This window comes from Sinomonas humi, from assembly GCF_000802235.1.
Classification (GTDB): domain Bacteria; phylum Actinomycetota; class Actinomycetes; order Actinomycetales; family Micrococcaceae; genus Sinomonas; species Sinomonas humi.
Window position 1 is genome coordinate 156,815 of the sequence record NZ_JTDL01000104.1, and the last position, 25,248, is coordinate 182,062.

A 25,248-nucleotide genomic window follows, 5' to 3' on the forward strand; every position below is an offset into this window, starting at 1 on the left:
TCAACCTGCCGTCGCGCAGTCGAGTCCACACTCGGACTCAGAGGGTCGAGGAAGTAGTGCAAAAGAAGAAGTTGATCGAGGTGGCCTTGCCGCTGGAAGCGATCAACCGAGAGTCGGCGCGCGAGAAGTCGATCCGGCATGGGCACCCCTCGACCCTGCACCTGTGGTGGGCGCGCCGTCCGCTCGCTGCGGCCCGGGCGGTGCTGTTTGCCCAGCTTGTCGATGACCCCAGCGGGCGCCCCGAAGAGTTCCCAACCGAAGAGTTGCAGCGCAAAGAGCGCGAACGGCTCCATGAGCTGATCGAGCGGCTCGTTGTCTGGGAGAACATTCGGGATGACAAGCTACTCGCCGAGGCTCATGCCGAAATTCTCAGATCAACGGACGGCAACCCGCCGGAGATCCTCGATCCATTCGCAGGGGGCGGGACAATCCCGCTCGAAGCTCAGCGACTTGGCCTCACAGCTCATGCTTCTGATCTCAATCCGGTCGCTGTCCTCATTAACAAGGCTCTGATCGAGCTCCCGCCGAAGTTCCGCGACCAGCCACCGGTCTTTCCCCAGCTTGCAGACTCGGAGTTCCGTTCATGGAACGCAACAGATGGCCTTGCTGCCGACGTCCGGGCGTACGGCCAATGGATGCGCGATGAGGCCGAGAAGCGTATCGGTCATCTCTACCCCAAGGCCACCCTCTCTGACGGCACGAAGGCGACGGTAATCGCTTGGATCTGGGCACGCACCGTCAGATGCCCCAACCCGGCATGCGGCATTGAGATGCCCCTCGTACGCTCCTGGTGGCTGGGCAAGAAAAAGGGCAAGGAAGCTTACGTCGTCCCTACTGTGCTCCCTGACCGGACTCAGCCGCAGCGGATCGAGTTCAAAATCGGATACGACATTGCCGAGGCGCCGACGAAGGAATCGGATGGCACGATGTCTGGTCGCCGAGGCGGGATGTGCATCGTGTGCGACGCTGTGGTCGAGAAGGATTACATCAAGGCCGAAGGTGTGGCGGGCCGAATGGGCGCGACACTGATGGCAACCGTCGCTGAAGGATCAAGACAGAGGATCTATCTGGCGCCGACGCACGATCAGGTGACCGCTGCAGCCGTTGACCATCGCCTCGACGCCCCAGCCCAAGAGCTCGGATACGATCCCCGGAACATCTGGACGCCGCAGTATGGGCTTTCGACATTTTCCGACCTCTTTACCAAACGGCAATTGGTTGCCCTTACTACGTTCAGCGACCTTGTCAGCGAAGCTCGGCAGCGGATTCTCAATGATGGCGGGAGCCAAGAGTATGCCGACACCGTCGTCACCTACTTAGGACTAGCAGTCAGTCGCGGGGCGGATCGGCAATCAGCCGTCTGTTCCTGGGATGCGAGCCCATCGAAGGAGCAGGTTCGTGGCGTCTTTGCTCGGCAGGCGATACCAATGACCTGGGACTTCGCGGAAACCAACCCCTTTGCCAAGTCGAGCGGCACTTGGAGCGAGAGCGTTGATTGGGTGGCTAAAGTCCTCGAGCGGCTTCCGGTTGAGGGTGAGGGCGAGGTCCAGCAAGCGGACGCCTCCACTCGCGACTACTCGAATGTGGTTTTGAGCACTGATCCGCCTTACTACGACAATATCGGATACTCCGATCTGTCGGACTTCTTCTACGTGTGGTTGCGACGGACCCTGAGAAATGTGCATCCCGCGCTGCTGTCTACTCTCCTTGTCCCGAAGGCTGAGGAACTTGTGGCGAATCCCTACCGGCACTCCGGCAAGAAAGGTGCCAGGGACTTCTTTGAGGAGGGCTTCCGAGCCGTATTCGAACGTGCGCGAGCCTCAGCGCGAAGCGACATTCCAATCACTGTTTGGTATGCATTCAAGCAAAGCGAGACAGATGATTCAGGTGAAGTTTCCACGGGTTGGGAGACATTGCTTGAGGGAATGATCCACAGTGGCTGGGAGATCACATCGACCTGGCCCAACCGTTCGGAATTAAGCAACAGGATGATCGCCAGCGGCACGAACGCGCTTGCCTCATCGATCGTCCTGTCGCTTCGCCCGCGCGAGGAAAGCTCGTCCACGACGGACCGCCGAGGATTCATTGCGGCCCTGGAATCCGAACTCCCGGATGCGCTACGCAAGTTGCAGCAGGGCCAGATCGCGCCGGTCGACCTTCCCCAAGCAGCGATTGGGCCCGGAATGGCAGTGTTCAGCCGTTACACTGCGGTTCTCGAACCTGACGGCACAAAGATGACCGTGCGAGCCGCTTTGGCTCGGATCAACGAGATTCTCGACCAGGTGTTAAACGAGCAGGAAGGCGATTTCGATGCCACGAGCCGCTTCGCCATCGCTTGGTACAGGCAGTATGGCTACGGCGTGGGGAAGTTTGGTGACGCAGACAATATCGCCCGGGCGCGTAACACGAGCGTCCAGGTGCTGGACCGAGATGAAATCCTCACGAGCCGAGCGGGCAGCGTGCGGCTCATCAAGCCCGCTGATCTGACTTCGGCCTACGACGTGCTCAAGGACCCGCACACCAGCAACTGGGGGGCGCTCCACCACTTGATCAAGGTGCTGGAGCAGGACGGTATCGCACCAGCAGGAGACTTCCTCCAAGCCGCGCTCGGCAGGACGGACGGCGCGATCGATGCAGATCTGATCAAAGAGCTGGCTCACCTGTTGTTCCGCATCGCCGAGAGCAACGGCTGGACCAAAGATGCGTTGTCCTTCAACAGCCTTGTGACGAGCTGGCCCGAGATCCTCGACGTCGCCCGCATGCAGAAGAAGCCGACGGCCGCCCAAGGCGCTTTCGAGTTCGACGAGGAGGACTGACATGGCGCTGAGCAATCGCGACCGGATCGATCGGATGTTCCAGATGATGGCTCCGGCGCTGGATGACTTCATCTCGGCTGTCATCGGTCAGGCCGATCCGGTATTGGGTTCCGAGTGGACGAAGCTGGTTCAGGGCAAGGACCTGAAGAACGGTGTGCCTACGGGGAAGGTCTATGACCCGCTGGACCCGCAGGTGCAGTTCCGTATGCTTACCGAGGCCAACATCACCGGCGGCTACAAGCAGGGTTGGTATCCCTTCAACCAGACGCTGGGCAAGGCCGGCGAGTCGTTCGCGATCGAACTACGCGAGGTGCGCAACAACTGGGCGCACAACGGCTCCTTCACCGATGACGACGCCTACCGCTCCCTCGACACAGGGGAGCGTCTGCTGAAGCTGGTCGGCGCGATAGCCGAGGCGGAAGAGGTTCGAAGCATCCGGCTGAACCTCCGCCGGGTGACCGCTGACAAGGACGACAAGAAAGTCCTAAAAGCCGCAGTGACGAACCCAGAAGCGGCGGGTTTGAGGCCGTGGCGCGAGGTGCTCCAGCCGCATGATGATGTAGCGACAGGCAACTTCCATGCCTCGGAGTTCGCTGCCGACCTCTACAAAGTAGCGACTGGTGGGGAAGTCGACTCGGACTACTCAGACCCGGTCGAGTTCTTCAAGCGCACCTATCTCACTGAGGGCCTGCGCGACCTGATCGGCCGCGCAGTGCGGCGCCTCTCCGGCGACGGTAACGCCTCACCCGTCATCAACCTCCAAACCAACTTTGGTGGCGGCAAGACCCACTCGATGCTCTCGCTGTGGCACGTCGCCGCTGGACTCCCGGTCGGGGAGTTCCCTCAGGAGACCCAGGAACTGCTGACCAGCAATGGCTACACCGGGACGAAGGTCAACCGCGTGGCGATTGTCGGCAACCACTTCAGCCCGTCCGGCATGACCAAGGACGATGGCACGCAGGTGAATACGATTTGGGGCGAACTGGCGTGGCAGCTGGGTGGGTCAGAGGCCTTTGCCCTAGTTGCCAGGTCGGATGCCGATCGAACCCATCCCGGCAGCGCCCTTCATGAGCTGCTGGCCCGATACGCGCCGGCGGTCATCTTGATCGACGAGTGGGTCGCCTACGCCCGCTCTCTGGTGGGCCGTGACGACCTGGCCGGCGGCACCTTCGACGACCAGTTCACCTTCGCTCAATCCTTGACCGAGGCGAGCAAAGGGACCTCCGGCGTACTGCTCGCCATCTCGATCCCAGCCTCGGAGACCGGCGACGACGGAGACAGGATCACTGTAGGGAACGCCGAGGAGGTAGGCGGCGCCAACGGACTGGAGGCGCTCAGACGCCTCCAGAACGTCGTGCGCCGGGTTGCCGACCAATGGCGTCCCGCCTCCTCCGATGAGGCCTATCACATTGTCAAGCAGCGCCTCTTTAAGCAGCCTGATGCCACCGCCCTGGCCTCGATCGGTGCCACCGCGAAGGCGTACATCGAGATGTACCGCAAATACACCGACGACTTTCCCCGTGAAGCCAGGGAGCCGGCGTACGAAGACCGGATCAAGCGAACCTACCCGGTCCACCCGGAACTTTTCGACACTCTCTACGAGGAATGGTCGTCGCTGGAGCGGTTCCAGCGGACCCGGGGCGTCCTGCGGTTGATGAGCACGGTCATCCATACGCTGTGGATCGGCGAGGACGCCTCGCCGCTAATCATGCCCGGCTCGATCCCGCTCGCGACCGCCAACGTAAATGCTGAGCTCACGCAGTACCTCCAAGACTCGTGGAAGGCCACCATCGACGCCGACGTCGACGGGCAGAATTCGGAACCGGCACGCATCGACGCCGAGAAGCCCCTGTTCGGGCAGAGAGCCCTGACCAAGCGCCTTGCCCGAACAGTGTTCTTCGGCGCTGCGCCGACCGTTGCCCCGGGCTCGGTGCATAAGGGCATCGGGACCCAGCGAGTCTTCCTCGGCACCGCGATTCCCGGCGACGTCCCTGGAAACTTCCATGCAGCACTCACCCAGCTCGGCGACCGGGCGACCTACTTCTACTCTGGCTCGGGCAAGTACTGGTACGACCTCCAGCCCAACATCTCCCGTACTGCCAAAGACCAGGCCGAACGGCTCCATAGGGAGGACGTGTGGGCGGAGATCGTCCAGCGTCTCCAGGGTCAGGCTCGCGCCCGTGGCGACTTCGCCGGAGTCCACGTCTGCCCGGAGACCAACGCGGACGTCCCGGACATCGACGAGGCGCGGCTTGTCATCCTCCACCCCAAATTTGACCACAAGCGCGCCACGGAATCCGCAGCGAAGGAGTTCGCACAGAAAGCGACTGAGCATCGGGGGAGCGCCAATCGGAGCTACCGCAATATGTTGGTCTACCTTGCTGCTGACGAGGCCCGGCTGGAGGAGCTGGCCGCTGCTACTCGCGATTACCTTGGCTGGAAGCATGTCCTCGACAACGAGGCCGATCTGGATCTGACACAGAATCAGAGGAATCAAGCAGCGCAGAGGAAGGCGCAAGCCGACCAGACCGTGACTTCCCGGCTGCTGCAGACGTTCATCTGGGCGCTGGTCCCGGCTCAGCCTGACCCCGGGGCGCCGTTTGTGATCCGCGAGACCAAGGTCGAGGGCCAGTCCGACTCGCTCGCAGATCGCGTGTCGCGTCGGCTAGGGAACGATGGGGACCTCTCCGTCCGGCAAGCTGCTGCAACGATCCGGCTCGCGATCAGCAAGGTGCCGCAGATTTGGAAGGATGGTCACGTCTCTCTGGGGTCGCTCTGGAGTCTCTACAGCCAGTACCCCTACATGCCGCGCCTGCGTGATCGCCGCGTCCTCGATGCGGGCGTCATCGACATGCCGATGATCTGGCAGACCGACGCCTTCGCATTGGCCAGTGGCTACGACCAGGCCGCTGACCGATACATCGGATTGTGGGTACCGGAAGACAAAGTAGTTGCGCCGACAGCGAGCGATTCTCTGCTTCTGGTCAGACCCGACATCGCGCAAAAACAGCGTGCGGCCGAGCCCGGGCCCACAACACCGGTTCCTCCTGGGCCCACGGCTCCTCAGGAGCAGCCGTCCGGTGCAACTTCACCGAGTCCAATTGCTGCCGCGGCACCGACGCGCTTCTATGGGGTCAAGGCGCTCAATCCCGACAAGATTGCCTTCGACTTCAAGAACGTCGCCGACGAGGTCATCGCGCACCTTCGTGCTGGCACAGACACGAATCTCGTCGTGCGCATCGAAATCGAGGCTACCGACCCGACGGGCTTCAACGAAAGCCAGATCCGCACAGTTTCGGAGAATGCCCGAACGCTTAGATTCGATCAGTCAGGCTTCGAGGAGTCCTGAGACCCGCCGGCGGCCACTACGGTTCATACTCTTCTGTGTGAGTCTGGTCGGCCGAGTGGCAAGAGGCCCTTGCGCGCCTCCGAGGTGCGGTTCGGAACCTTCGCGCCAGCCGAACTGGGGGGGTGCGGCTTGGTCTTTGTCGGCCCTTAGACGAATCTGGACAACGTCCTGGTCGGTGATGCTTTCCGCCGCTCCTCGCTCGTTAGCTCGCTTAGAGGCTCGGACCACGAGCCTCCCGACCGGGTGCGGCTCCGCGCACGACTGGACGCTCGGCTTCGGCCAGCTGAGGCTTGCGGGCTGCGGCCTTCCGCGCCTGTTCTGCATGGGTGCGCTCGATGCGCGCGACGGCGTCGCGAGGGGTGATCGACTTCAGCGCCTCGGCCTCGGTTCGCGCGTCTTCTGCGGTCTTTGTCCAACGACGGGCCTGGCGGTCTGGGTTGGCCTGTTCGTACCGCGCGGCGGCCCGGCGGACCTGGTCTACGCCGAACACGCGGGCCATCGCGGCCAGTCTTTCCTCCCTGACGGATAGTGTCGGGCGCCGCGTGCCCGTCGCGAGAAGCTCGGCGACGCGGCCCCACCGCGCCGCCCTGCGCTCGGCGGCCTCGGCGCGGGCGATGAGCGCGGCGATTTCGTCTCGCACCCGCCTGGCTGGGCCGTCGTCGGCGAGCCCGCGGACCACCTGCCCTGCGCAGGCGGTGGCGACGGCGAGGCCGCGGTCGGCGCGGTCCCGTTCCATCGCGGCGACGAACTGCTCGCGGGCATCGGCGGGGCTATCGGCGATGACGTGCAGCACATTCGTCTGGCGGCCGCGGGTCATGCCGACGTAGACGGCCGCCGCGCTCGTCTGGTCGGTGAGCAGCGTGTGCGACGCCGTCACGGTCGCGCCCTGGACTCCGTAGGCGGTCGCCGCGTAGGCAAGGTGCGCGTGCTCCCCCACGTAGTCGGCGGGGAGGTGGACGCTGGTGGCGTGCTTTCGGCTTGTGCCGGTCTCGCGCACCCACAGCGATCCGTCGGCGTCGACCTGCTGCACCGTCCAGGTCTGCCGGTTGGCGACCCCGAGCCGGGCGTCGTTGCATCGGGTCTGGATCAGATCGCCGGCGCCGACGCCCAAGCCGTCGCTGCCAAAGGCCGTGCGGGTGCCGTCGACGGTGCCCTGCTGGACGCGGCGGGCGCGGATTCGCTCGTTGAGGGCGGTGGCTTCCTCGATGGTGGCGACGGTGATCGCCTCGCCGTCCCGGGCGGTGCCGGCGATGTGCGCCTGGGCGTCGTCCGAAGATGCGTGGATCCGGACGAGGCCGAGTGCGGCGAGCTGGTCGAACACGGCGCCGGGGTCGTGGCCGTCGCGCAAGGCGAGGGTGAGGTCGGCGTAGGCGGGATCGGCGAAGCGGTGCACGCTGGTCATCTGCCAGGTGCGGCCGCGGAGCCGGGCTGCCATGTCGAGCACTCCCCCGCGGCCCACGGCAGGCAGCTGCGCGCGGTCGCCGACCAGCGCGACGCTCGCCCCCGACTCGCTGGCGAGGGTGAACAGGGCGAGCGCGGTGTCCTGGTCGAGCATCCCGGCCTCGTCGACGACGATCCGCTCGCCCCGGCCGATCCGCGCGGCGGCGGGCGGGCCGTCGTAGACGCGACCGGTCTCGGGGTCGACCGCACCGCGGGCGAGGCGGGTCCAGACGCCGTCGTCGTTCCATCGCCAGCCGTGCGCGTGCACGAGCGCCGCAACCGAGTCCGCGGGCACGCCGAGTTCCTCGGCCGCGACCTGTGCGGCCTTCCTCGTCGGGGCGATCACCCGCACGGGACGCCCTTCGCGTTCGGAGGCGGCGATCGCGGCGGCGAGCATCGTCGTCTTCCCCGCACCGGCGGCTCCCTCGACGACGACGAGCCCATCCGCCGAGGCAACGGCCGCGGCCGCCCCCGACTGGTCGGGGTCCAGGCCCTTGGCCTGGGCGAGGCCGTCCAGCGCGGGGGGCTCGGGCTCGGCGTCGGCGATGCGGGCGGCGAGGAGGTCGCGGAGCCTGGTCTCGGCGCCGATCACGCGCACGCTCGTGAGGTGTGCGACGTGCTCCGGCGCGGGTGCCCCGGGCGGCAGGAGCGAGAGGCAGTCCTGAAGGGCGAGCCGGGTAGCGAGCGCGACGAACTCCCGCACATCTTCGCCGGTTGCGCGCACGCCGTGCTCGGTCACCAGCTGGGTGATGTGCTCGGTGACCGTGTGCACGGTCCACGCGGAGGCGCGGGCGGCGCAGCGGTCGAGGGCGCGGGAGGCGATCTCCTCTATCGAGAGGCCGTCGAGCGCAACCACCGCGGGCGGCGCCGGCCGCTCCAGGGTTGCGGGGTCGTATCCGGCCCGACGGAGTTCAGCGATCCACCCGGCCTCCTCGGCGGGGCTGGTCGGCTTCTTCGCTGGCCGCTCGTGCGCCCAGGCCTTGGCCTGCAACCGGGCCGTGACCACCGGCCCAGGGATCTCGCCGGGGTGCGCGGCCTCCCATTCGGCGTTCAGGCGGGCGAGGTTCCGCTCCACCTGGACGGCCCGCTTGCTCATCGCCGTGTTGAACGGCTGCAGCTCGGCGACCTCGCCGGTGACGGGATCCAGTGTCAGCCCGTGCCCGTCGAGCACCTCGGCCAGCACAGGATGGGCCGCGATCACGGCCGTGCCGAGCGCGCGGATTGCGCCCTGCTGGGCGAACAGTGCCGCCGTGTCGAGGGCACGCCAGGCGCCGGCCGCGCGCACCCGTGCGCCGATCTGGAGGTGGATGTGCCGGTGCGGGTCCCCGGCCCGGCTCGTGCGGTGCGCGACGGCGACCGTGTGCAGTTCCTCGACGGGGACAACCTCCTGCGCGCCCCGGGGCCCGACCCGGGTCACCGAATGCCGGGCGAGCCAGCGGCGGATCTCGGCGGCCGCGTCCCGCTGTGCCGTGTCGAGCGCGGCCGACACCTCCGGATGCAATGCCGCGGCAATCGAGAGCGACTTCGGGGCGTTGACCACCATCTCCGCGAAACGCGGCGAACCGCCACGGGCCTCGCCCGTCAGGCGCGGGGCACCCAGCTGTTCCCCGGTGATCGGGTGCGCCCAGTCGACCCACGCCGCGTACGCCTCCGGGGAGAGGTCACGGACGGTCGTGACGTTGCCGTCTCGGTCGAGCTGGACGAACTCGGCAACGGTCCCCTCGCCGAAGTAGTAGTCATCGGCGCGCGAGCAATCGGATTCGACATACCGGCGCGCGGCCGAGCCCTCCCCGCGGAACAGCGTCACCCCGCCCTTCACGCCCGCCTCCCTCGCCCTCGGTGAGAGACAGGTGCGCAGGACCTACCGGCGGTAGCATGCGTCCATTCAGTAGAAACCGCTCGGGAACGGGGAGACCTGTTCGGCAGGTGCTAGACGTCGGCGCAGCGTGATCACTGCGACGTCCACGATGACGTTGCCTACAGATCTGGGCGCCCTTCGGGTGGGGTGGGTCGGCTAAGGGAATGGGCACCCCGGAGGCGCTCACCTATCCCGGCGGCTACGGACACCTCCGAGCGCGTGACTTGGTCTGCTCCGGGGGATCTTGGTATCGGCCGTATGATTTTCCTGCAGCCGAAGAGTTGAATGGGGGGCTTTCGTGTCGAAATGTCGTTGTAGGCGCCGCCTTGCTGTTCAAGTGGTCTGTGGTGGGCGGCCTCGCAGCGCTGGTGCTCCCGACCCCTGCTGTGGGCTGCGTTGCCTTGCATGTCTTGCCGCATCCATGCCCGAAGTGATCGTAGCTACCGGGTACGAAGCGAGCCGTCTGAATGAACGGCCCGCGAATGCCCAGGACTGCAGCACGAACAACTCCGCGGACTCAGCGATGCCCGCCGCACCAAATACCCGGCCTGACGGCCAAGGCGACGAGACGCGCGTCGAGCTGAAGCAGCAGAGGGCCGCTCGCCGTCGCCCTGGACAGAAGACCGACCTGCCGGTGGCGGACCCGCTAGTCAACGGGGACGACGGCGCGCTCCCGTCCAACTGGCAGGATCTCGCCGTCCACTGGAGGCCCACAAACCGCAAGGACCGCGAGCGCCACCTTGGTGGGCTCGGCGAAGAGACACAGGAGACCGCCGAGCAGGCGCCTAGGGGGAACACATGCCACGCAAGACCATGACCTATCAGTCCCTCGCGTGCAATGAATCACATCGCAAGGACAACACGTTCCGGATGGACGATATCCACGGGATCGACGCCCTCGATCTCTTCGAGGAGTGGGCCCGGGGACTCCCCCTCGACCACTTCAAGGACCCGACCAAGCTGACCTACGGGACGAAGCCCGAAGTCGAGCGCCGCAACAGGCTGGTCCTGATCACGATGCGTACCGGGCATTACGGGACCGAGGGCGATCACGTCGTAGACACGCTCCTGCACGAGGCCTCCTACCGAACCAGCTCGGTTGACGCCCAGACGGTCGAGACGCGCTGCGCGCTCCTCGTCCCGCCGGGAGCGCAGGAGGCTTTGTTCTTCATCGAACGCCAGGGAAATGAGGGCTGCGGGGGCAGGGTCCTGGACTCGTTCCTTGCCCACCTGCGTGTCGCGGCGCAGTCGGAGCCCGGGACGAATGGCCGGCCCCTCCAGCTGACCGTCGACAGGCAGACGGTCGTCGAGACGGACGCCTGGCTGCAGCAGGCTCAACTTGAGACGGTAGCAGTCAGTCGCAGGGCCACCATCAACGCTGCGACTAGCGACGTGGGCGATGTCCATCCGATCCGCCCGTTCGAGGTCGGCTACGGATCCACGTTGACGCCCCTTAAGGGGACCCGTTACCTACCTGAGTGGGTACGCTCGCTGATCATCCAGAAGAAGCTCGCCTCGGCGCCAGACCTCGGATTCGGGGCCGAGGACTACGAAGAGATGACCATCACCCTTGGCGACGGCCAGCGCCGCAAGTCCATGGTCATCGGGAAGGAGCGCACTCCGCCGATCCGCATCCTGCTCAATGACCACGCGGAGCAGGCTCTGCCGATGAACACGTTTGTCGATCGCATCGACGACGAAGCCGAACGCTACTATGGCAGGAGATCGCAGAACTACGACCGCGCTTGGACGCGGAGGTCGCGCATCGACTAGGGCCGGCGGAAGGCCGCTTCACTCGGGGGAGGCTCATGGGATCCAAGGTCAACGTCCTTCCGATCGTCTCCGGCCATTTCGCGACCCTTCGCGACTTCCGGACCGGCAAGATCTCGGCGCTGGACCTTCTGACCCAGATCGGCATTCCTTGCGCAGTCGGCGTCGTTGCGTGGCTCGTGGACCTGAAATTCGCGGGCGTCTACGCGAACATCATTGCCGCCCTGGCGATCGTCTTCGGCTTCGCTTTCGCCGTGACGGTGTTTGTTTTCCAGCTGCGCATGCAGATGGCAGAGATGCAGATCTCGTCCGAATCACAGGACCGTGTGGCTGAGATCGCGCCGCAGATTGACACCAGAGCTCCAACCTTGGTCAACGAGCTGTTCGCCAACTGCCTCTACGCAACTCTCCTGTCGGGCGTAGCCACACTCCTAGCCTGCTCCATCGAGCCGCTCGCGTGGCAGAGGCCGGGCGATTGGGCTCTCACCGCCGTCATCGCCCACCTGATCCTCGTGCTCATGATGTGCTTCAAGCGGCTCAATTCTGCCTTCCTGAAAGTCTCAGACTTCACGCGCTTGAACCGTCGCTGACTCCCAGCGACCTTGGAGAGGTACATGCAGACTGGCTCGAGCACTGGATCTCCTTTGCGGGCAAGGTGAAGATGCGCGAGCAGACCAAGGGCGGCGGCCGCTCCTACGTCCCCGACTTGAACCCACGGGTGTGGCCGAAAAGGCTGCATATGCTGCATTATGACTGGGACCACCGACACTCAAGGCGGACCGGCCAAGAAGCGGTTCCGGCCCTCCGCGTCGAACGCGTGAAGTTGAGACCCAGTTCCGTGGTAGAGCCCCACCGTCCTAGCGAACAAGGGGCTTGAGAAGCATCGCACCGTCCCACGAAGGAGATTTCCATAGCGTCTTCGGGATTCTTCGAGAACGAAACCTCGAGCAAGCGGAGATTCTGCCCTACCTCGGTCGACACAAGGACGGGCCGACGCACAGTAGCCCTTGTCAGGCTCCATGCAAGGTTACGTATGCCTCATTGTCTTTCGTGTTTTCGAGACGACATGGAATACGGGCACCTCTTCTTGCCGATTTGGGAAGCGAACTGAGCCTCGGTGCACCCATGCGTGCAGTGGCTAATACAGGTTGAATCGGTGCCATGGCATGTTATCTTGATCTTCGATTTCTCTGTTGTCCAGGTCGAACCTCCAACTAAACTGTGAGGACGGTTTTCCGTGCACCCGGACTTTCGCGAGTGCATCTTTTAGGTCAATATGAACATAGAGGTGGGTGTAGCCTTGTTCCTTCAGCTTCTTCAACAGCGCCGGTGCTCCCGTTTGAGGAAAGTCCTTCAGCTTCACATTCCATTTTGGCTGGAAAGCTGCGATGAGAGCGGCCTCTGCTGCATCGACGGTCGTCTTCGACAGTGGAGAATTCGAGATTTCGGTAAACTGTTCGGCCAGCAACTTACGCACGGACAGTAGGTCCGCACCGTCATGACCCGTTCTGATGCATGCATGGACCGATTCCATTTGTTGGTCAATCGTAATGAACCCCACCGACCGGTTCGGAGAAAAATCTTGCATCTCGCTCAGGATTCTTTCCACCGTCTTGTGACCCCCGGTTAGACGATCTATTGCTTTTCTCTTGCCGTCCTGTCCATAAGACTGTCCGATGTAGACTACGTCGAATGTGAAAAATTCCTCCACGGCAGCATTCACCCAATCCGCCTGCTCCTGCTCACGAGTGTTAGATGTTTTCCCTACCTTGGCTGCCGTGACCTTCCGCGACTGCCCGCCATCGGCTGGAGCGGGTGTCAGCGTTCCTGCTGCGACATCAAAAAACAACTCCATTCCAGGGAAGGCAACTTCAGGCGCCGTCAGCGTGCGGTCCCCTCGAGCATTGATCGATGCCCTCACTACTTCCGCCACAGTGACCCTCCGCGAGTGCCCTGCACCATCGGCGGGAGTGAGAATCAGCACTCCTTCTGTCTCACCAAACGACAAGATTTCCCCTGGAAAGGCATGTTCGGGAACCGGCACGGTGCGGGCTTCTTGACCGGCCGAAGTCTCGTAAGTGATGTCTAGGTTCCATACCGCCGGATCGGACGACGCATTGAGAGCGGTTGGGGTTAGTTCAGGGCCGACGACAACGAAGTAGAGATGGTGCTCTGCGTCACGAGATAGCTCTACTGCCAACTCGTCTTGAAAGCGCTGGGGCGCGGACCACGCCAAGCTGGAAGTGTTTGCAATGCCTAGGGTGATCGGGCTTTCTGCCATTGTGTCTCCTGCTGTCGATGAGTCGCTAGGTAGTTTGGTAGCACATCGCGCTGAGTTTTTCCGCAGGGGTGCAACGGCTCTCATCAGCCTTAGCGCGATTTGCGCTGCTTTCCCCGTGCCTAGCCAACCCTTTTGCGCGCGATGCCGAGGAACGGTACCTTTACCGACGCCCTTCAAGCCTCTCGCACAGCCGAAGACCTAACGCGCATCTCGGAGTCCATGTGGGATGCCGGCGTGTGGCTGGACGTGTACGACGAGGGACTTCGATATGAGGGCCAGCGAACGGGCACACGCGAGAATCTCGACAGATTCAGCGGGGTCATTGACCGTCACGTTCGCGGTTGCAGCTCAGAACCGAAAAAGTGAGAACTCGCCCTGACCTATGTTCCTAGAGGGGAACAGGTGTCGATACGACTATCGAGCGCGCTTGTACAGGCCGCGGTGACAGGGCCCCTCACAACCCCTGGGTCAGTCCTCGTAGTCGCCTTCAGTGAGCTCCTCATCCAGGCCAGCGGTCGAAGGGCCCATTTGCGCCCGGGCTGGTTCCGGATTACGGATCTTGAACATGTCGCGCACACGGGCCGCGAGATTCGCACGCCGTTGCTCGAAAAACGCGGTGAACTCGTCGACGGAGTGCGGCAGCGGCGACGGCAGGGAATGCCGTGCGAGGAACGCGCTGCGTTCGTCCTGGGATGAAAACTCCGCCGCAAGCCATTCGTCCGGTGCCCTGTCGGACTTGCCGATGTTCTCTAGCCCGGGGAGCAGCTGCAGGTTAGGCAGGCGATCCCGCAGCGATGCGAGCTCTTCGATTTCTTCGGCAGTGAATCGTGGTGTCCCATTCGCGTTCCTGTGACTCGTCAATGCCTTCTTGTCGAGTCGTGCGGCGGGGAACACGTGGTCGATGTGGAACTGGTTGCGGGTGTCGACATGCGGGAACAGGACTGCAAGCACTGGAAAGGTCCGAGCTTTGCCATACTCCAGGCTCAAGATGTCATCGACCAGGGCATCTGTGACCGCGAGCGACTTGCCGCGGAAGGCCATCGCCTGCTCGATCGCCGCGACCGGGAACGCCGAGCCACCGTTCGACCTGAGGACCTCGCGCAGGTCGCGGAGCAGGGTGTCCAGACCGGAGCCCCAGACGCCGCGCACGATGAGGGACCGGAGAACCCAGGACCGAAGGGCTTCGCGGTCCTCGCGCGACCCAGGCGACTCGCGGTACGCATGTCCTAGCCTCCGGCGGTGCACATAGTACGCGACCGGAATGAGGACGCTGTCCGCGGTGAGTGCCCCACCTGACAGGCCGAAGTCGCTGAGAAGCCCCACCGCGACGTGGAGGGATGCACTCATTGCATGCCAGCCGGCCTCGAGCTTCGCCATGTTGGGGGCACCGAAGTTCTTGACCTTGAACCCGATGTCGCCGACGTCCGCAAGCACCAGTCCTGATTTGAGGATCGTGTCCCGTGAGAAGTTGAAGCCGTTCCCCGTCTGGTTGAGGGAGTCGACGAGGCCGTGGACAGCAGCACGGGCATCCCCCTCCCACTGAGCTGTCGCGATGGACAGGAGAAGGTCGCTATAGGACAGGACGGTGCCCCCGGAGTTGACTCGCACGAAGATGTCGAGGACCCGTTCAATGTCCTGCACGTCCTCTTCGTAGAAGTGGAGGCTGGCCCTGTGGTGGATCTCCTGCCAGAGCTTGGCGGCGAGCGCGACTGCTGTCTCGTTGTTCCCGACGCCGTACTTCGCCGGAATCTGCATCATGGCTGCCGGTTCGGCTGCATCGAAGATCTCCGAGACCGGGAACCATACCTTGCCTTCGTCGGCCACAGCTGCTTCCAAGTCCTCCTTGGTCAGGAATTGGAAGTGGTATTTGAGGCCGAGCTCATTCTCGGGGGCACCTCCCAGAAGGTTCAGATAGAGACGGCGTTCGGGATAGGACCAGGGCTTGTTCGACCAGCCGCCATGGACCTTGTAGGCGTAGGTACCGCGAAGTCCGATATTGAGAGAGGTGAGTCTCTGCTGACCGTCGAGGACGGCGACGACCTCCCGGTCGGTCGGTATGTCCACCGTAGGGTTGTGCCGATTGTCGAAGGCGCTATAGTCCTTCATGAATCCGTAGAACTTGAACTTGCTGACCGTCTCTGGAAGCACCTTCCACGAGAGGAAGCTCCCAATCGGGTATCCGCGCATGATGGAGTCGAATACGCGGATAATCTGGGAGGGTTTCCAGACGTACTCCCGCTGGATCGCCGGAAGGATGAGCTTGCGCTCCTGGATCTGTCGCAGCGCTGCAGCGATCGACATTGGCTCCTTGTGTCCCACGCAGCAGACTCTACTTCGCCGCGATGCGTCGCCCGGCGCTGCCGCGCGGAGCGTCGCCATCGGGTTGTGGTCCACGACGTTCCCTGCACCGACACCCGCAGCGGTGGCGATGATGGTCCGGACGCTGGCGCTTGTCCGGGGCGAGTTCGCCAAGCGCACCGTGAAGGTGGGCGTCCTGGTTTGCCATCGGCGGGCATAAGCCCAAGTCGCACGGTGCCGCCACGGTGGCGGCACCGTCGATCGTAAATCGGATCGCCCGGAGCCTCCAACCCCCAAAGATGTGCATCCTCGTCAGCGAACAGACCACCACCTGCTCCACCACCGTGGGAGACCGCGGCACCGCTCTGCACAGCGTCTCAGTCCCCACGAGTTCCCCTCCAGCCGTCGATAAGGTCGAGCCCACCCGTTCGGCAGGGCTCTCGCGCCATCCAGCGTCGCACACGGGCGGGCGGCTGGGGAAGGTTACGTGTCCTTCGCGAATGCGCGCTCGAGCAGCTCGGCGGTGGCCGGGTTGACCATCTCGTTGCGGCGGATGTAGTGCTGGATGGTGATCTTCGGGTCCGTGTGGCCGAGCAGCTCGGCGGCGAGGTCGACCCCCGCCTGGGCGCTGATCGCGGTCGCGACGGTGCGGCGGAACATGTGCGGGGTGACCCCGGTGATCCCGGCGAGCTCCATCACCCGGCGGAGCTGGCGGCGGACGTTGTTGGTCGTCAGCGGGGTTCCCTCCCTGCTTGAGAACAGCAGGGCGTCCAGGGACGGCTCCTCGAGCTTCGCCAGCCGGCGCCGGACGGCCTCGGCGGTGAACGACGGGATCGCCACGGTGCGGCGGGATTTCGCCGTCTTGGGGTGGTCCTGCCGCGCGGTCGGCTCGCCGCGATGGCTGACGATGGTGCCGGCGATCCGGATCGAGGGCGGGGCCGCGGTGATGTCGATGTCGCGGCGGCGGATGGCCAGGACCTCCCCAATGCGGGCGGAGGTGCCGAGCATGACCTCCACGATCGCCCCGAGCTGCCCGTCGGGCCTGGGCCCCGAGGGCGATCGGCCGGCCTCCCAGAACGCGACCGCGGCGCGGATGGCGTTGACCTCCACCGGGGTGAGTGCGTCAGGGGTCCTGGCGGGGCGGTGCAGGCGGGCGACGTGGTCGACCGGGTTCCGCGGCAGCACCTCGTGCCGGACCGCCAGGGCCAGGGCGAGCCGGAGCACGACGCGGGCGTGCTTGGCCTTCGCGTAGGACTGCTTGGCGAGCTGCTTGAGGAACTGGTCGCAGCGGGCGACCCCGATCTCCCGGAGCGTGAGCCCGGCGAAGGCGGGGAGCACGAGGGTGCGCATGTCGCGCTCGTAGAGCTGTCGGGTCGCGGTCGCGAGGCGACCCTCGAGGTCGATGTCCTCGAGCCAGTACTCCACCAGGTCGGGGAAGAGGCTGTCGGGCGCCAGTGTCCCCGTGGTCGGGGCGAGCAGGTTGCGTTCGGCGCATTTGGCCTTCAGGGCGCGGGTCGCGGCCGCGGGGGTCTCGCCGCTGGCCTGCACGAGGCGCGCGACACCGTCCCAGTCCCGGTAGCGGGTGCGGGCCTCGACCCGTCTACTGGGAATGCGCCGGGTGGTGATCTCGCCGTAGGTGCCGATCGACAGGCGCGGGCGGCTCATAGCGTCACCGCCGAGCCGGGGGCTGCTGCGGCGCGGGGTCGCGTTGCGCCTCGATCCAGGCGGTCACGTCGGCCACGGCGAACTTGAGGTGCTTGCCGAAGCGGTACGCGCGCGGCCCGAGCCCGCGGGCGCGCCAGTCGTAGATTGTCGAGACCGGGACGCCGAGGTAGGCCGAGAGCTCGCGGAGGTCGAGCAGCGGCGGCAGTGCAGAAGAAGGCGGGAGGGGTGCTGGAGCAGTCATGCCCGGCAGGTGCACCGGGCGTCCCGGAGGAACCGGGAGCGTCCGGGACGGACGCCGTCGAGCCGGACGCCGGGGCAGCGTGGGCGCCTCGCGGGCGGGGTTTTTGATGGGTTTTTGATGGCCGGTTCAAGTCTCACCAACGCAGAAGCCGCGGGAACCCTTGGGTTTCCGCGGCCCCGTGGTCGGGCTGACAGGATTTGAACCTGCGACCCCTTGACCCCCAGTCAAGTGCGCTACCAAGCTGCGCTACAGCCCGAAAGTGCCCGCCCGTTATCGCTGTTCGCGCCCGTTCAAGCAACCGCTTCAGCATATCGGACGAGGCCTCTGAAGGCGAATCGAAACGGGCCGGACGCGCCCTGCCCGCGGGACGCTACTTCTTGCGCGAGCGCTTCTCTCGAACACGCATGCTGATCTCGATCGGCGTGCCTTCGAAGCCGAACGTCTCGCGCAGCCGCCTCGTGATGAAGCGACGGTAGCCCGGGTCCAGGAAGCCGGAAGTGAAGAGGACGAACTTGGGCGGCCGGCTCTGGGCTTGGGTGCCAAAGAGGATCCGTGGCTGCTTGCCTCCTCGCACGGGGTGCGGGTGCGCCGCCACGAGCTCGCCGAGGAACGCGTTGAGCTTGCCTGTCGGGATGCGCGTGTCCCATCCGGCGAGGGCCTTGTCGAGCGCGGGCACGAGCCGGTCACGGTGCCAGCCCGTCTTCGCAGAGAGGTTCACCCGCGGGGCCCACTCGACGTGCGCGAGGTCCTTCTCGATCTCGCGCTCGAGCCACCGACGGCGCTCGTCGTCCATGAGGTCCCACTTGTTGAACGCGATCACGAGCGCTCGGCCGGATTCGATCGCGAGGTTGATGATGCGGACGTCCTGCTCAGCCAGCACCTCATCGGCGCTCAGCAGGACGACGGCGACCTCCGCCTTCTCGAGCGCGGCCTGGGTTCGCAGGGAGGCGTAGTATTCGGCGCCCTTGGCCATGTGCTGACGACGCCGGATGCCCGCCGTGTCGACGAAGCGCCAGACGCGGCCGCCGAGTTCGATGAACTCGTCGACCGGGTCACGGGTCGTGCCCGCGAGCTCGTTCACGACGACGCGCTCCGAGCCCGCGAGCTTGTTCAGCAGGGAGGACTTGCCGACGTTCGGGCGTCCGATGAGCGCGACACGCCGGGGACCGCCCGAACGCTCCAAGCCGGCGATTGCCGAGAACTCCGGCAGGACCTCCATGGTCGCGTCAAGGAGGTCCGCCACCCCGCGTCCGTGCATCGCCGAAACGGGGTACGGCTGGCCGAACCCGAGGCCCCACAGGACGGCAGCGTCCGACTCCTGCGCGAAGTCGTCCACCTTGTTCGCCACGAGAAGCACTGGCTTCTTCGACTTCCGCAGCATCCGCATGACAGCCTCGTCGGTCGCGGTCGCCCCCACTGTCGAATCGACGACGAACAGGACCGCGTCGGCCATGCTCACCGCGATCTCGGCCTGCTCGGCGACGGAGGCGTGGATGCCCCGCGCGTCATGCTCCCAGCCGCCGGTGTCCACGAGGGTGAACCTCCGGCCGCTCCACTCAGCGGGGTAGGAGACCCGGTCGCGGGTAACCCCAGGCACGTCCTCGACCACGGCCTCGCGGCGGCCGAGGATCCGGTTCACGAGCGTCGATTTGCCCACGTTCGGGCGTCCGATGATCGCGAGCACGGGATCCATGCGAGTGGGAGCCTCGGCGTCCCAGTCCTCGCCTTCTGCGGCGAGAAGTCGGGCGTCCTCCTCATCGAGCTCGTAGTCTTCGAGCCCGGCACGGAGAGCTGCGGCCCTCTGCTCGGCTTCGTGGTCGTCCATCGTTGCGAGGTGCTCGGCGATCTGGTCGCCGCCCTCGGGCTCGTACTCTTCAGCGGCGATATCGCCCACGGCGTCGCTCATGCTGACTCTCCTTCGTTGATGTCAAGAAACAGGCTGGTCAGTGCCCGGCCTGAGGTGCGGCAACCGCCGCGTGGACGACTGCGAGGACCGCCTCGACGGTCTCCTCGAAGTCGAGGTCTGAGGAATCGACTGTGTACACGCCGTCGGCCGCCTGGCTGAAGCTCGCGACCGCCGAGTCCTTGCGGTCGCGCTCGAGGACCTGCTCGTGCAGGTCCTCTGCCGTCTGCGTGCCGCCAAGCTGCAGGCCCCGACGGCGCATCCGAGCCTCCTCCGAGGCCGTCAGGAGGAGTCGGACTTCCGCGTCGCGGGCAACGACGGTCGTGATGTCGCGGCCCTCGACCACCATGCGGCGGCCGTGGACTGCGATGAGGGCTCGCTGACGGCGGATGAGCTCATTCCGGACGCCGAGATTCGTCGCGACGGCGCTGACCGACTGAGAGATCCGTGGTTCGCGGATCTCCGCCGTCACGTCGTGGCCGTGGACCACGACGCTCTCGTGGTCGGCACTCGTGCTGAGTTCGAGGTCGAGGCCGCGGGCCGCCGCCTCGACGAGAGCGCTGTCCGCGAGATCAACCCCCCGATCGAGGCAGTCCCACGTGACCGCGCGGTACATCGCACCCGTGTCCAGATACGCGACACGCAGGCGCCGCGCCACTTCCTTCGACACGCTGGACTTGCCCGAGCCGGAGGGACCGTCAATCGCGACCACGAGCGGGCGTCCGACGCGAAGCGGCTCTTCGCCGGGCACCGGCGTGTAGCGAACGCTCGTGCCCCTCGACGTGCTCGACGAGCTGAATTCCGTCACTGCAGCACCCGCCATCCCCGCTCCTCCAGTTCCGCCACCAGGTCATCGTGCTTGCTCGGAAGCACGGAGATCTCCACCATGCCCACGTTGCGCCCCGACGAGTGGTCGAGGCGCAGGTCCTCAAGGTTCACGCCGATCTCTCCGATCTCCGTGAGCAGCTTGGCGATCTGCCCGGGCCGGTCATCGACGAGCACGGTGAGCCATGCGAACGCTTGCGGCGGCCCGCCGTGCTTGCCGGGAATGCGCGCCTGGCCCGCATTCCCCTCGCTCATGAGCTGTGCGAGGTCGAGCCGCGCTCCCGGCGCCGTCGGCGCCTCGAGCGTGCCGATGAGCCGCTCGACGTCCTCCCGCACACCGTACAGGTGCTTGACGAGCTTGTCCGCGTTCGCACCAAGGATCTGGATCCAGAGGTCGGGATCGCTTGCCGCTATGCGTGTGGTGTCCCGCAGCCCGTTGCCGGCGAGCGAGAGGAGCCGGAGGTCGGTGCCCTGGAGACGGCTCGCAAGGAGCGATGACATGACCTGCGGGAGGTGGCTCACGAGGGCAACGGCCTCGTCGTGCTCGTCGGCGTCGAACTCCACGACGGTGGCACCGAGGTCGGCCCCAAGCGCCTTGGCGAGGCGCACGGCGTCGTCCGACGCCTCCCGGTGAGCGCACACGACCCACGGCATCGATGTGAAGAGCTCGCCGCGGGCAGCCACCGGCCCCGATTTCTCGCGCCCCGCCATAGGGTGCGTCCCCACATACCGGGAGAGGTCCACCGACCGCCCGCGCAGCTCCGCGAGGATGGCGGACTTCACGCTCGCGATGTCGACGACGACGGCGCGAGGCCAGCGTGCGAGCGCACGCTCAACCACGTCAGCCGTCACGTCCGGCGGAGCCGCGACGACGACGAGCTGCGGCTCGACCCCGCGGTCCGCCTCGAGTTCGGCCACAGGCCGACCGGCGCCGATGTCAACGGCGACCGCTTGATGGGTGGGCGAGGGATCCTCAAGGAAGACGGGGACGCCGCGGTGCTCGAGCCCGAGTCCGATGCTCGTGCCGAGGAGGCCCGTGCCGATTACGACGACGGGGCCGCCCAAGTGCGTCGGAGCCATCCCCTAGAGCCCCACAGCCGCCATGAGGTGCCCGACTTCCTGCTTGCCGAGCTTCCGGATGGTGCCCTGCTTCTGGTCGCCGAGGCCGATCGGCCCGATCTTCGCGCGGACAAGCCGCTGGACGGGGAAGCCGATCGCGTCGAACATCCGGCGGACGATCCGGTTCTTGCCCGAGTGCAGCACGACCTCGACGAGCACGAAGCCCGGGGTCGAGTCGACGAGCTTGAACGAGTCGACCTTTGCGAGGCCGTCTTCGAGCTCTATCCCGCGCCGGAGCTGCGCACCGACGCCGTGCGGCATCGGCCCGCGGACCTGCACGACGTACGTCTTCGGCACCTCATACGAAGGGTGCGAAAGGCGGTTGGCCAGCTCGCCGTCGTTCGTGAGGAGGAGAAGCCCCTCGGTGTTCGTGTCGAGCCGGCCGACGTGGAAGAGCCGCTCCGGAGTGCCCGGGCGGAGGTAGTCCGAGATGCACGGGCGGCCCTCCGGGTCGTCCATCGTGGACACGACTCCGCGCGGCTTGTTGAAGGCCATGTAGACGAGGTTCTCGTTGAGCTGGACCCGCACCCCATCTACGTGGATGACGTCGGTCTCCGGGTTGACCCGGCTGCCGAGCTCGGTGACGAGCTGGCCGTTGACCTCAACGCGGCCCTGCTCGATGAGCTCTTCGCACACGCGGCGCGAGGCGACGCCCGCGTTCGCCATGACCTTCTGGAGGCGTACGCCCTCGTCGTTCATCTCTGCGCGCGTACGGGGCTTGTGCTGCGGCAGCGGAGTCGGAGACTTCCGCTCCGGGCGCTGAACGGCGCCGAGATTTCGGCCGAAGCGCTCGTTCGCGAACGGAGCAGCTCCCGTCCCCTTGGGCTGGGGCCGCTCGCCGCGCTTCCGCTGGGAACCCTTCGGAGCGCCCTTGGCGCCGCCGCGGGCAGCGTTCCCGCGGCCCCCGAACGAGCTCGAATTGCTCTGGCCCGCGCTCTTGTTCTGGGTGGGGCGTTGCCCCCTGTTGCGTGGTGAACCCTGGCGTCCCGCCTGTGTCATGACCCGGCCTCAAGTTTGTTGGTAAGGAAAGGGCCTCAAGGCCCCCATCTACGATACCGGATAGGGCACTCCCGCTTGGGTCAAGCGTGAGCCACGTCTCGCTTCAAGCCGGCAACTGAGCAGACAGCCGCTCATTGCTCCAGCTCGATGGCCGCGAGGTCCTCGATCCCCGGCAGGTGGGGCGAGAGCTGCGGAAGCTCGGACACCGAGCCGATGCCGAGCCGCTCAAGGAAGTACGACGTCGTCTGGTACAGGATCGCGCCCGACTCCGGGTCCGTCCCGGCTTCCTCGATGAGCCCGCGGGTCACAAGCGTGCGCACTACGGAGTCCACGTTGACCCCGCGGATTGCGGCGACGCGAGAGCGCGCAACGGGCTGCCGGTAGGCGATGACGGCAAGCGTCTCGAGCGCCGCCTGGGTGAGCCTGGCCGTCTGGCCTTCGAGGACGTACTTCGAGACCATCTCGGCGAACTCCGGTCTCGAGTAGAACCGCCATCCGCCGGCCACGGAACGGAGTTCGAACCCGCGGCCCTCGGCCTCGTACTCGGCCGCGAGCCGGGAAAGCAGGTCCTCGACCTCGGGCTGTGGCAGTTCGAGCGTCACCGCGAGCTCGGCTGCGCTCACGGGCACCTCGACGACCATGAGTACCGCCTCGAGTGCGGCGGCGTGCGGATTACCCTGCATCCTGCTTCTCCTCCTCCCCCGTGCCTTCTCCTGCGCCTTCTCCTGCGCCTTCCCTCAAGCCTTCCCCCAGGCCTTCCCCCAGGTTCTGCGGTGAGCCGACCGCGGTCGGCGCGCCGGCGTCGTCGTACTCCTCGCTCAGCCGATCGGCGCTCCAGTCCTGCCCCGCCGTCCACCGCACCCTGAGCTCCGCGAGCGGGGCGGCCTGTTCGAAGGCCACGGCGCGGTCGCGGAACATCTCGAGCAGCGCAAGGAAGCGGGCCACGATCATGAGGCGCGAATCGGCGTCGGCGGTCAGGACCCGGAAGCTCTGCGGACCGCCCGCACGCAAGCGCTCGCCCAGGATTGCAGCCTGTTCCCGCACGCTCACTGGCGGCGCGTGCAGGTGCGCGAGTCCGACTTCCGACGGCGGAGCCTCCTTCGGCGCGAACGCCTTCGCGGCAAGGGCGGCGAACTGCTCCGGGGTGTGCTGCCAGACGAGCTCGGGCAGGAGCGCGGCGAACGCCGGCTCAAGGCCCACGGCCCTCGGGTAGCGGCGTCCCTCGGTTTCGAGAGTCTCTCCGAAGATCGCCGCGATCTCCTTGAACGCCTTGTACTGCAGCAGCCGGGCGAAGAGCAGATCGCGGGCCTCGAGCCGCGCGACATCCTCCTCATCCTCGACCTCCCCCTGCGGCAGGAGCCGAGCCGCCTTGAGGTCAAGGAGCGTCGCGGCGATGACGAGGAACTCGCTCGCTTCGTCGAGCGCCCACTCCTCGCCTCGTTCCTGCATGGCGCGGATGTAGGCGATGAAGTCGTCGGTCACGGTCGCAAGCGCCACTTCGGTGATGTCGAGGCGGCGCTTGGCGATCAGCCCGAGGAGAGCGTCGAACGGGCCCGTGAAGTTGTCCAGCCGGACCTCGAAGCCGGAGGCGGTCTCGGCAGTCAGTTCGCCAGCACTCGGTTCGCCCGCGGGCGGCTCGCTAAGGCGCCCCACCGCGGGCCACGAGCTCACGCGCGAGCCGCCGGTAGGCCTCCGCGCCCGCATGGTTCGTTGCGTAGCGGGTGATGGGTTCGGCCGCTACGGTCGCGTCGGCGAACTTGATGGTGCGCTTGATGACCGAATCAAAGACCTTGTCGCCGAAGGCCTCGATGAGGCGCGCGAGCACCTCCCGGCTGTGCAGCGTCCGCGAGTCGTACATCGTGGCGAGGACGCCGTCGACGACGAGGCGCGGGTTGAGGCGGTCCTGCACCTTCTCGATCGTCTCGACGAGGAGGGCGACGGCGCGCAGCGCGAAGAACTCGCAGATGAGCGGGATGATCACGCCGTGCGCGGCTGAGAGCGCGTTGACCGTGAGCAGGCCAAGGGAGGGCTGGCAGTCGATGAGGACGAGGTCGTAGTCGTTCTCGACTTTGCGGAGCGCGCTTGCGAGGACCTGCTCGCGGGCCACCTCGGTGACGAGCTGGACCTCCGCCGCGGAGAGGTCGATGTTGGCCGGGAGGAGGTCGAGGTTCTCTATCTCGGTCTTGCGGATCGCGTCGCGGATGTCGACGTGCCGGTCCATCATGACGTTGTACACGGTGAGGTCGAGTTCGTGGGGGTTCGTCCCCAGACCGGCCGACGCCGCGCCCTGGGGGTCGAAGTCCACGATCAGGACCCGGCGGCCGTACTCCGCGAGGGCGGCAGCGAGGTTGATGGCCGAGGTCGTCTTGCCGACCCCGCCCTTCTGGTTGACCATCGCGATGATCCGCGCGGGCCCGTGGGACTCGAGCGGGGCGGGTACGGGATACTCGCGTTCGGGACGGCCCGTGGGACCGAGTACGACGTCGGTGAGGTCTTCGGTGATGCCGTCCAGAGTCGCCGAGCTCTGCTCTGTGCTCACGTATCCATCCACACTTTCGAATCGCTGTCTGCGGCTTCCTGAGACCCAACCCTACACGCGCACGACTCGCAACTCGGTGACCTTGAGACATACCCTCGCTTGAGCCTTGACCCTCAAGTAGAGCCTCAATGTTGCCCTTAAGCGC

Annotated in this window: 17 protein-coding genes and 1 tRNA gene; 5 read left to right on the top strand and 13 right to left on the bottom strand. The window is 65.8% G+C overall.

Features of this window, described 5'->3' with window-relative positions:
• Nucleotides 1-56 precede the first annotated feature (56 nt).
• Nucleotides 57-2,816 carry a DUF1156 domain-containing protein gene (locus LK10_RS10220; protein ID WP_043123138.1) on the top strand — a complete coding sequence of 920 codons (2,760 nt, stop codon included), beginning with the start codon at nt 57-59 and terminating at the stop codon, nt 2,814-2,816.
• A 1-nt stretch (nt 2,817) separates the two neighbouring features.
• A complete protein-coding gene (locus LK10_RS10225; protein ID WP_043123141.1) occupies nt 2,818-6,165 on the top strand; it encodes a Swt1 family HEPN domain-containing protein in 3,348 nt (1,115 codons plus the stop codon).
• Nucleotides 6,166-6,376: 211 nt separating this feature from the next.
• Here LK10_RS10225 and mobF read toward each other — a convergent pair whose 3' ends face one another.
• Nucleotides 6,377-9,424 carry a MobF family relaxase gene (gene mobF / locus LK10_RS10230; RefSeq protein WP_081998435.1) on the bottom strand — a complete coding sequence of 1,016 codons (3,048 nt, stop codon included), beginning with the start codon at nt 9,422-9,424 and terminating at the stop codon, nt 6,377-6,379.
• Nucleotides 9,425-9,986: 562 nt separating this feature from the next.
• Here mobF and LK10_RS21865 point away from each other — a divergent pair.
• From LK10_RS21865 to LK10_RS10240, 3 genes are read left to right on the top strand one after another with little or no spacing between them, the layout of a single operon-like run.
• Nucleotides 9,987-10,280 (top strand): hypothetical protein, encoded by a 294-nt coding sequence (locus LK10_RS21865; RefSeq protein ID WP_156144120.1) that lies wholly within the window; start codon nt 9,987-9,989, stop codon nt 10,278-10,280.
• A complete protein-coding gene (locus LK10_RS10235; protein WP_043123143.1) occupies nt 10,262-11,236 on the top strand; it encodes a hypothetical protein in 975 nt (324 codons plus the stop codon). Before LK10_RS21865 ends, LK10_RS10235 begins: the two co-directional genes overlap by 19 nt.
• A gap of 35 nt (nt 11,237-11,271) precedes the next feature.
• Complete coding sequence (locus tag LK10_RS10240) at nt 11,272-11,823, top strand: hypothetical protein (RefSeq protein WP_043123146.1); 552 nt, start codon at nt 11,272-11,274, stop codon at nt 11,821-11,823.
• A gap of 548 nt (nt 11,824-12,371) precedes the next feature.
• On the opposite strand, the gene LK10_RS21870 is transcribed toward LK10_RS10240, so the two are convergent.
• From LK10_RS21870 to LK10_RS10300, 12 genes are all read right to left on the bottom strand, one after another.
• Nucleotides 12,372-13,514: a hypothetical protein gene (locus tag LK10_RS21870; protein WP_156144121.1), complete on the bottom strand. Its 1,143-nt coding sequence runs from the start codon at nt 13,512-13,514 to the stop codon at nt 12,372-12,374.
• A 468-nt stretch (nt 13,515-13,982) separates the two neighbouring features.
• On the bottom strand, nt 13,983-15,986 hold the full coding sequence (locus tag LK10_RS10250) for a GmrSD restriction endonuclease domain-containing protein (RefSeq protein ID WP_231567714.1): 2,004 nt from the start codon (nt 15,984-15,986) through the stop codon (nt 13,983-13,985).
• A gap of 309 nt (nt 15,987-16,295) precedes the next feature.
• Complete coding sequence (locus LK10_RS10255; protein ID WP_043123151.1) at nt 16,296-17,477, bottom strand: tyrosine-type recombinase/integrase; 1,182 nt, start codon at nt 17,475-17,477, stop codon at nt 16,296-16,298.
• A gap of 4 nt (nt 17,478-17,481) precedes the next feature.
• Nucleotides 17,482-17,718, bottom strand: coding sequence for a helix-turn-helix transcriptional regulator (locus LK10_RS10260; RefSeq protein ID WP_043123301.1), 237 nt, complete (start codon nt 17,716-17,718; stop codon nt 17,482-17,484).
• Nucleotides 17,719-17,897: 179 nt separating this feature from the next.
• Nucleotides 17,898-17,974, bottom strand: a tRNA-Pro gene (locus LK10_RS10265).
• Between the two features lie 114 nt (nt 17,975-18,088).
• A complete protein-coding gene (gene der, locus LK10_RS10270) occupies nt 18,089-19,624 on the bottom strand; it encodes a ribosome biogenesis GTPase Der (protein ID WP_043123154.1) in 1,536 nt (511 codons plus the stop codon).
• Between the two features lie 37 nt (nt 19,625-19,661).
• Complete coding sequence (cmk, locus tag LK10_RS10275; RefSeq protein ID WP_081998436.1) at nt 19,662-20,444, bottom strand: (d)CMP kinase; 783 nt, start codon at nt 20,442-20,444, stop codon at nt 19,662-19,664.
• Nucleotides 20,426-21,526, bottom strand: coding sequence for a prephenate dehydrogenase (locus tag LK10_RS10280; protein ID WP_043123156.1), 1,101 nt, complete (start codon nt 21,524-21,526; stop codon nt 20,426-20,428). The genes cmk and LK10_RS10280 overlap by 19 nt, the downstream gene beginning before the upstream one ends.
• A gap of 3 nt (nt 21,527-21,529) precedes the next feature.
• Complete coding sequence (locus tag LK10_RS10285; RefSeq protein WP_043123158.1) at nt 21,530-22,564, bottom strand: pseudouridine synthase; 1,035 nt, start codon at nt 22,562-22,564, stop codon at nt 21,530-21,532.
• A gap of 131 nt (nt 22,565-22,695) precedes the next feature.
• Nucleotides 22,696-23,247 carry an SMC-Scp complex subunit ScpB gene (scpB, locus tag LK10_RS10290; RefSeq protein WP_052207191.1) on the bottom strand — a complete coding sequence of 184 codons (552 nt, stop codon included), beginning with the start codon at nt 23,245-23,247 and terminating at the stop codon, nt 22,696-22,698.
• Nucleotides 23,237-24,235 (bottom strand): segregation and condensation protein A, encoded by a 999-nt coding sequence (locus LK10_RS10295; protein ID WP_456242882.1) that lies wholly within the window; start codon nt 24,233-24,235, stop codon nt 23,237-23,239. The genes scpB and LK10_RS10295 overlap by 11 nt, the downstream gene beginning before the upstream one ends.
• On the bottom strand, nt 24,204-25,103 hold the full coding sequence (locus LK10_RS10300) for a ParA family protein (RefSeq protein ID WP_043123310.1): 900 nt from the start codon (nt 25,101-25,103) through the stop codon (nt 24,204-24,206). Before LK10_RS10300 ends, LK10_RS10295 begins: the two co-directional genes overlap by 32 nt.
• Nucleotides 25,104-25,248: the final 145 nt, after the last annotated feature.

Excerpts from the sequence above, each read along its gene's own strand:
- der (WP_043123154.1), bottom strand. The coding sequence starts at position 19,624 with ATGAGCGACGCCGTGGGCGATATCGCCGCTGAAGAGTACGAGCCCGAG.
- LK10_RS10285 (WP_043123158.1), bottom strand. The coding sequence starts at position 22,564 with ATGACACAGGCGGGACGCCAGGGTTCACCACGCAACAGGGGGCAACGC.
- scpB (WP_052207191.1), bottom strand. The coding sequence starts at position 23,247 with ATGCAGGGTAATCCGCACGCCGCCGCACTCGAGGCGGTACTCATGGTC.
- LK10_RS21865 (WP_156144120.1), top strand. The coding sequence starts at position 9,987 with ATGCCCGCCGCACCAAATACCCGGCCTGACGGCCAAGGCGACGAGACG.
- LK10_RS10260 (WP_043123301.1), bottom strand. The coding sequence starts at position 17,718 with ATGACTGCTCCAGCACCCCTCCCGCCTTCTTCTGCACTGCCGCCGCTG.
- LK10_RS21870 (WP_156144121.1), bottom strand. The coding sequence starts at position 13,514 with ATGGCAGAAAGCCCGATCACCCTAGGCATTGCAAACACTTCCAGCTTG.
- LK10_RS10280 (WP_043123156.1), bottom strand. The coding sequence starts at position 21,526 with ATGGCTCCGACGCACTTGGGCGGCCCCGTCGTCGTAATCGGCACGGGC.
- LK10_RS10255 (WP_043123151.1), bottom strand. The coding sequence starts at position 17,477 with ATGAGCCGCCCGCGCCTGTCGATCGGCACCTACGGCGAGATCACCACC.
- LK10_RS10240 (WP_043123146.1), top strand. The coding sequence starts at position 11,272 with ATGGGATCCAAGGTCAACGTCCTTCCGATCGTCTCCGGCCATTTCGCG.
- LK10_RS10225 (WP_043123141.1), top strand. The coding sequence starts at position 2,818 with ATGGCGCTGAGCAATCGCGACCGGATCGATCGGATGTTCCAGATGATG.
- cmk (WP_081998436.1), bottom strand. The coding sequence starts at position 20,444 with ATGGCGGGTGCTGCAGTGACGGAATTCAGCTCGTCGAGCACGTCGAGG.
- LK10_RS10235 (WP_043123143.1), top strand. The coding sequence starts at position 10,262 with ATGCCACGCAAGACCATGACCTATCAGTCCCTCGCGTGCAATGAATCA.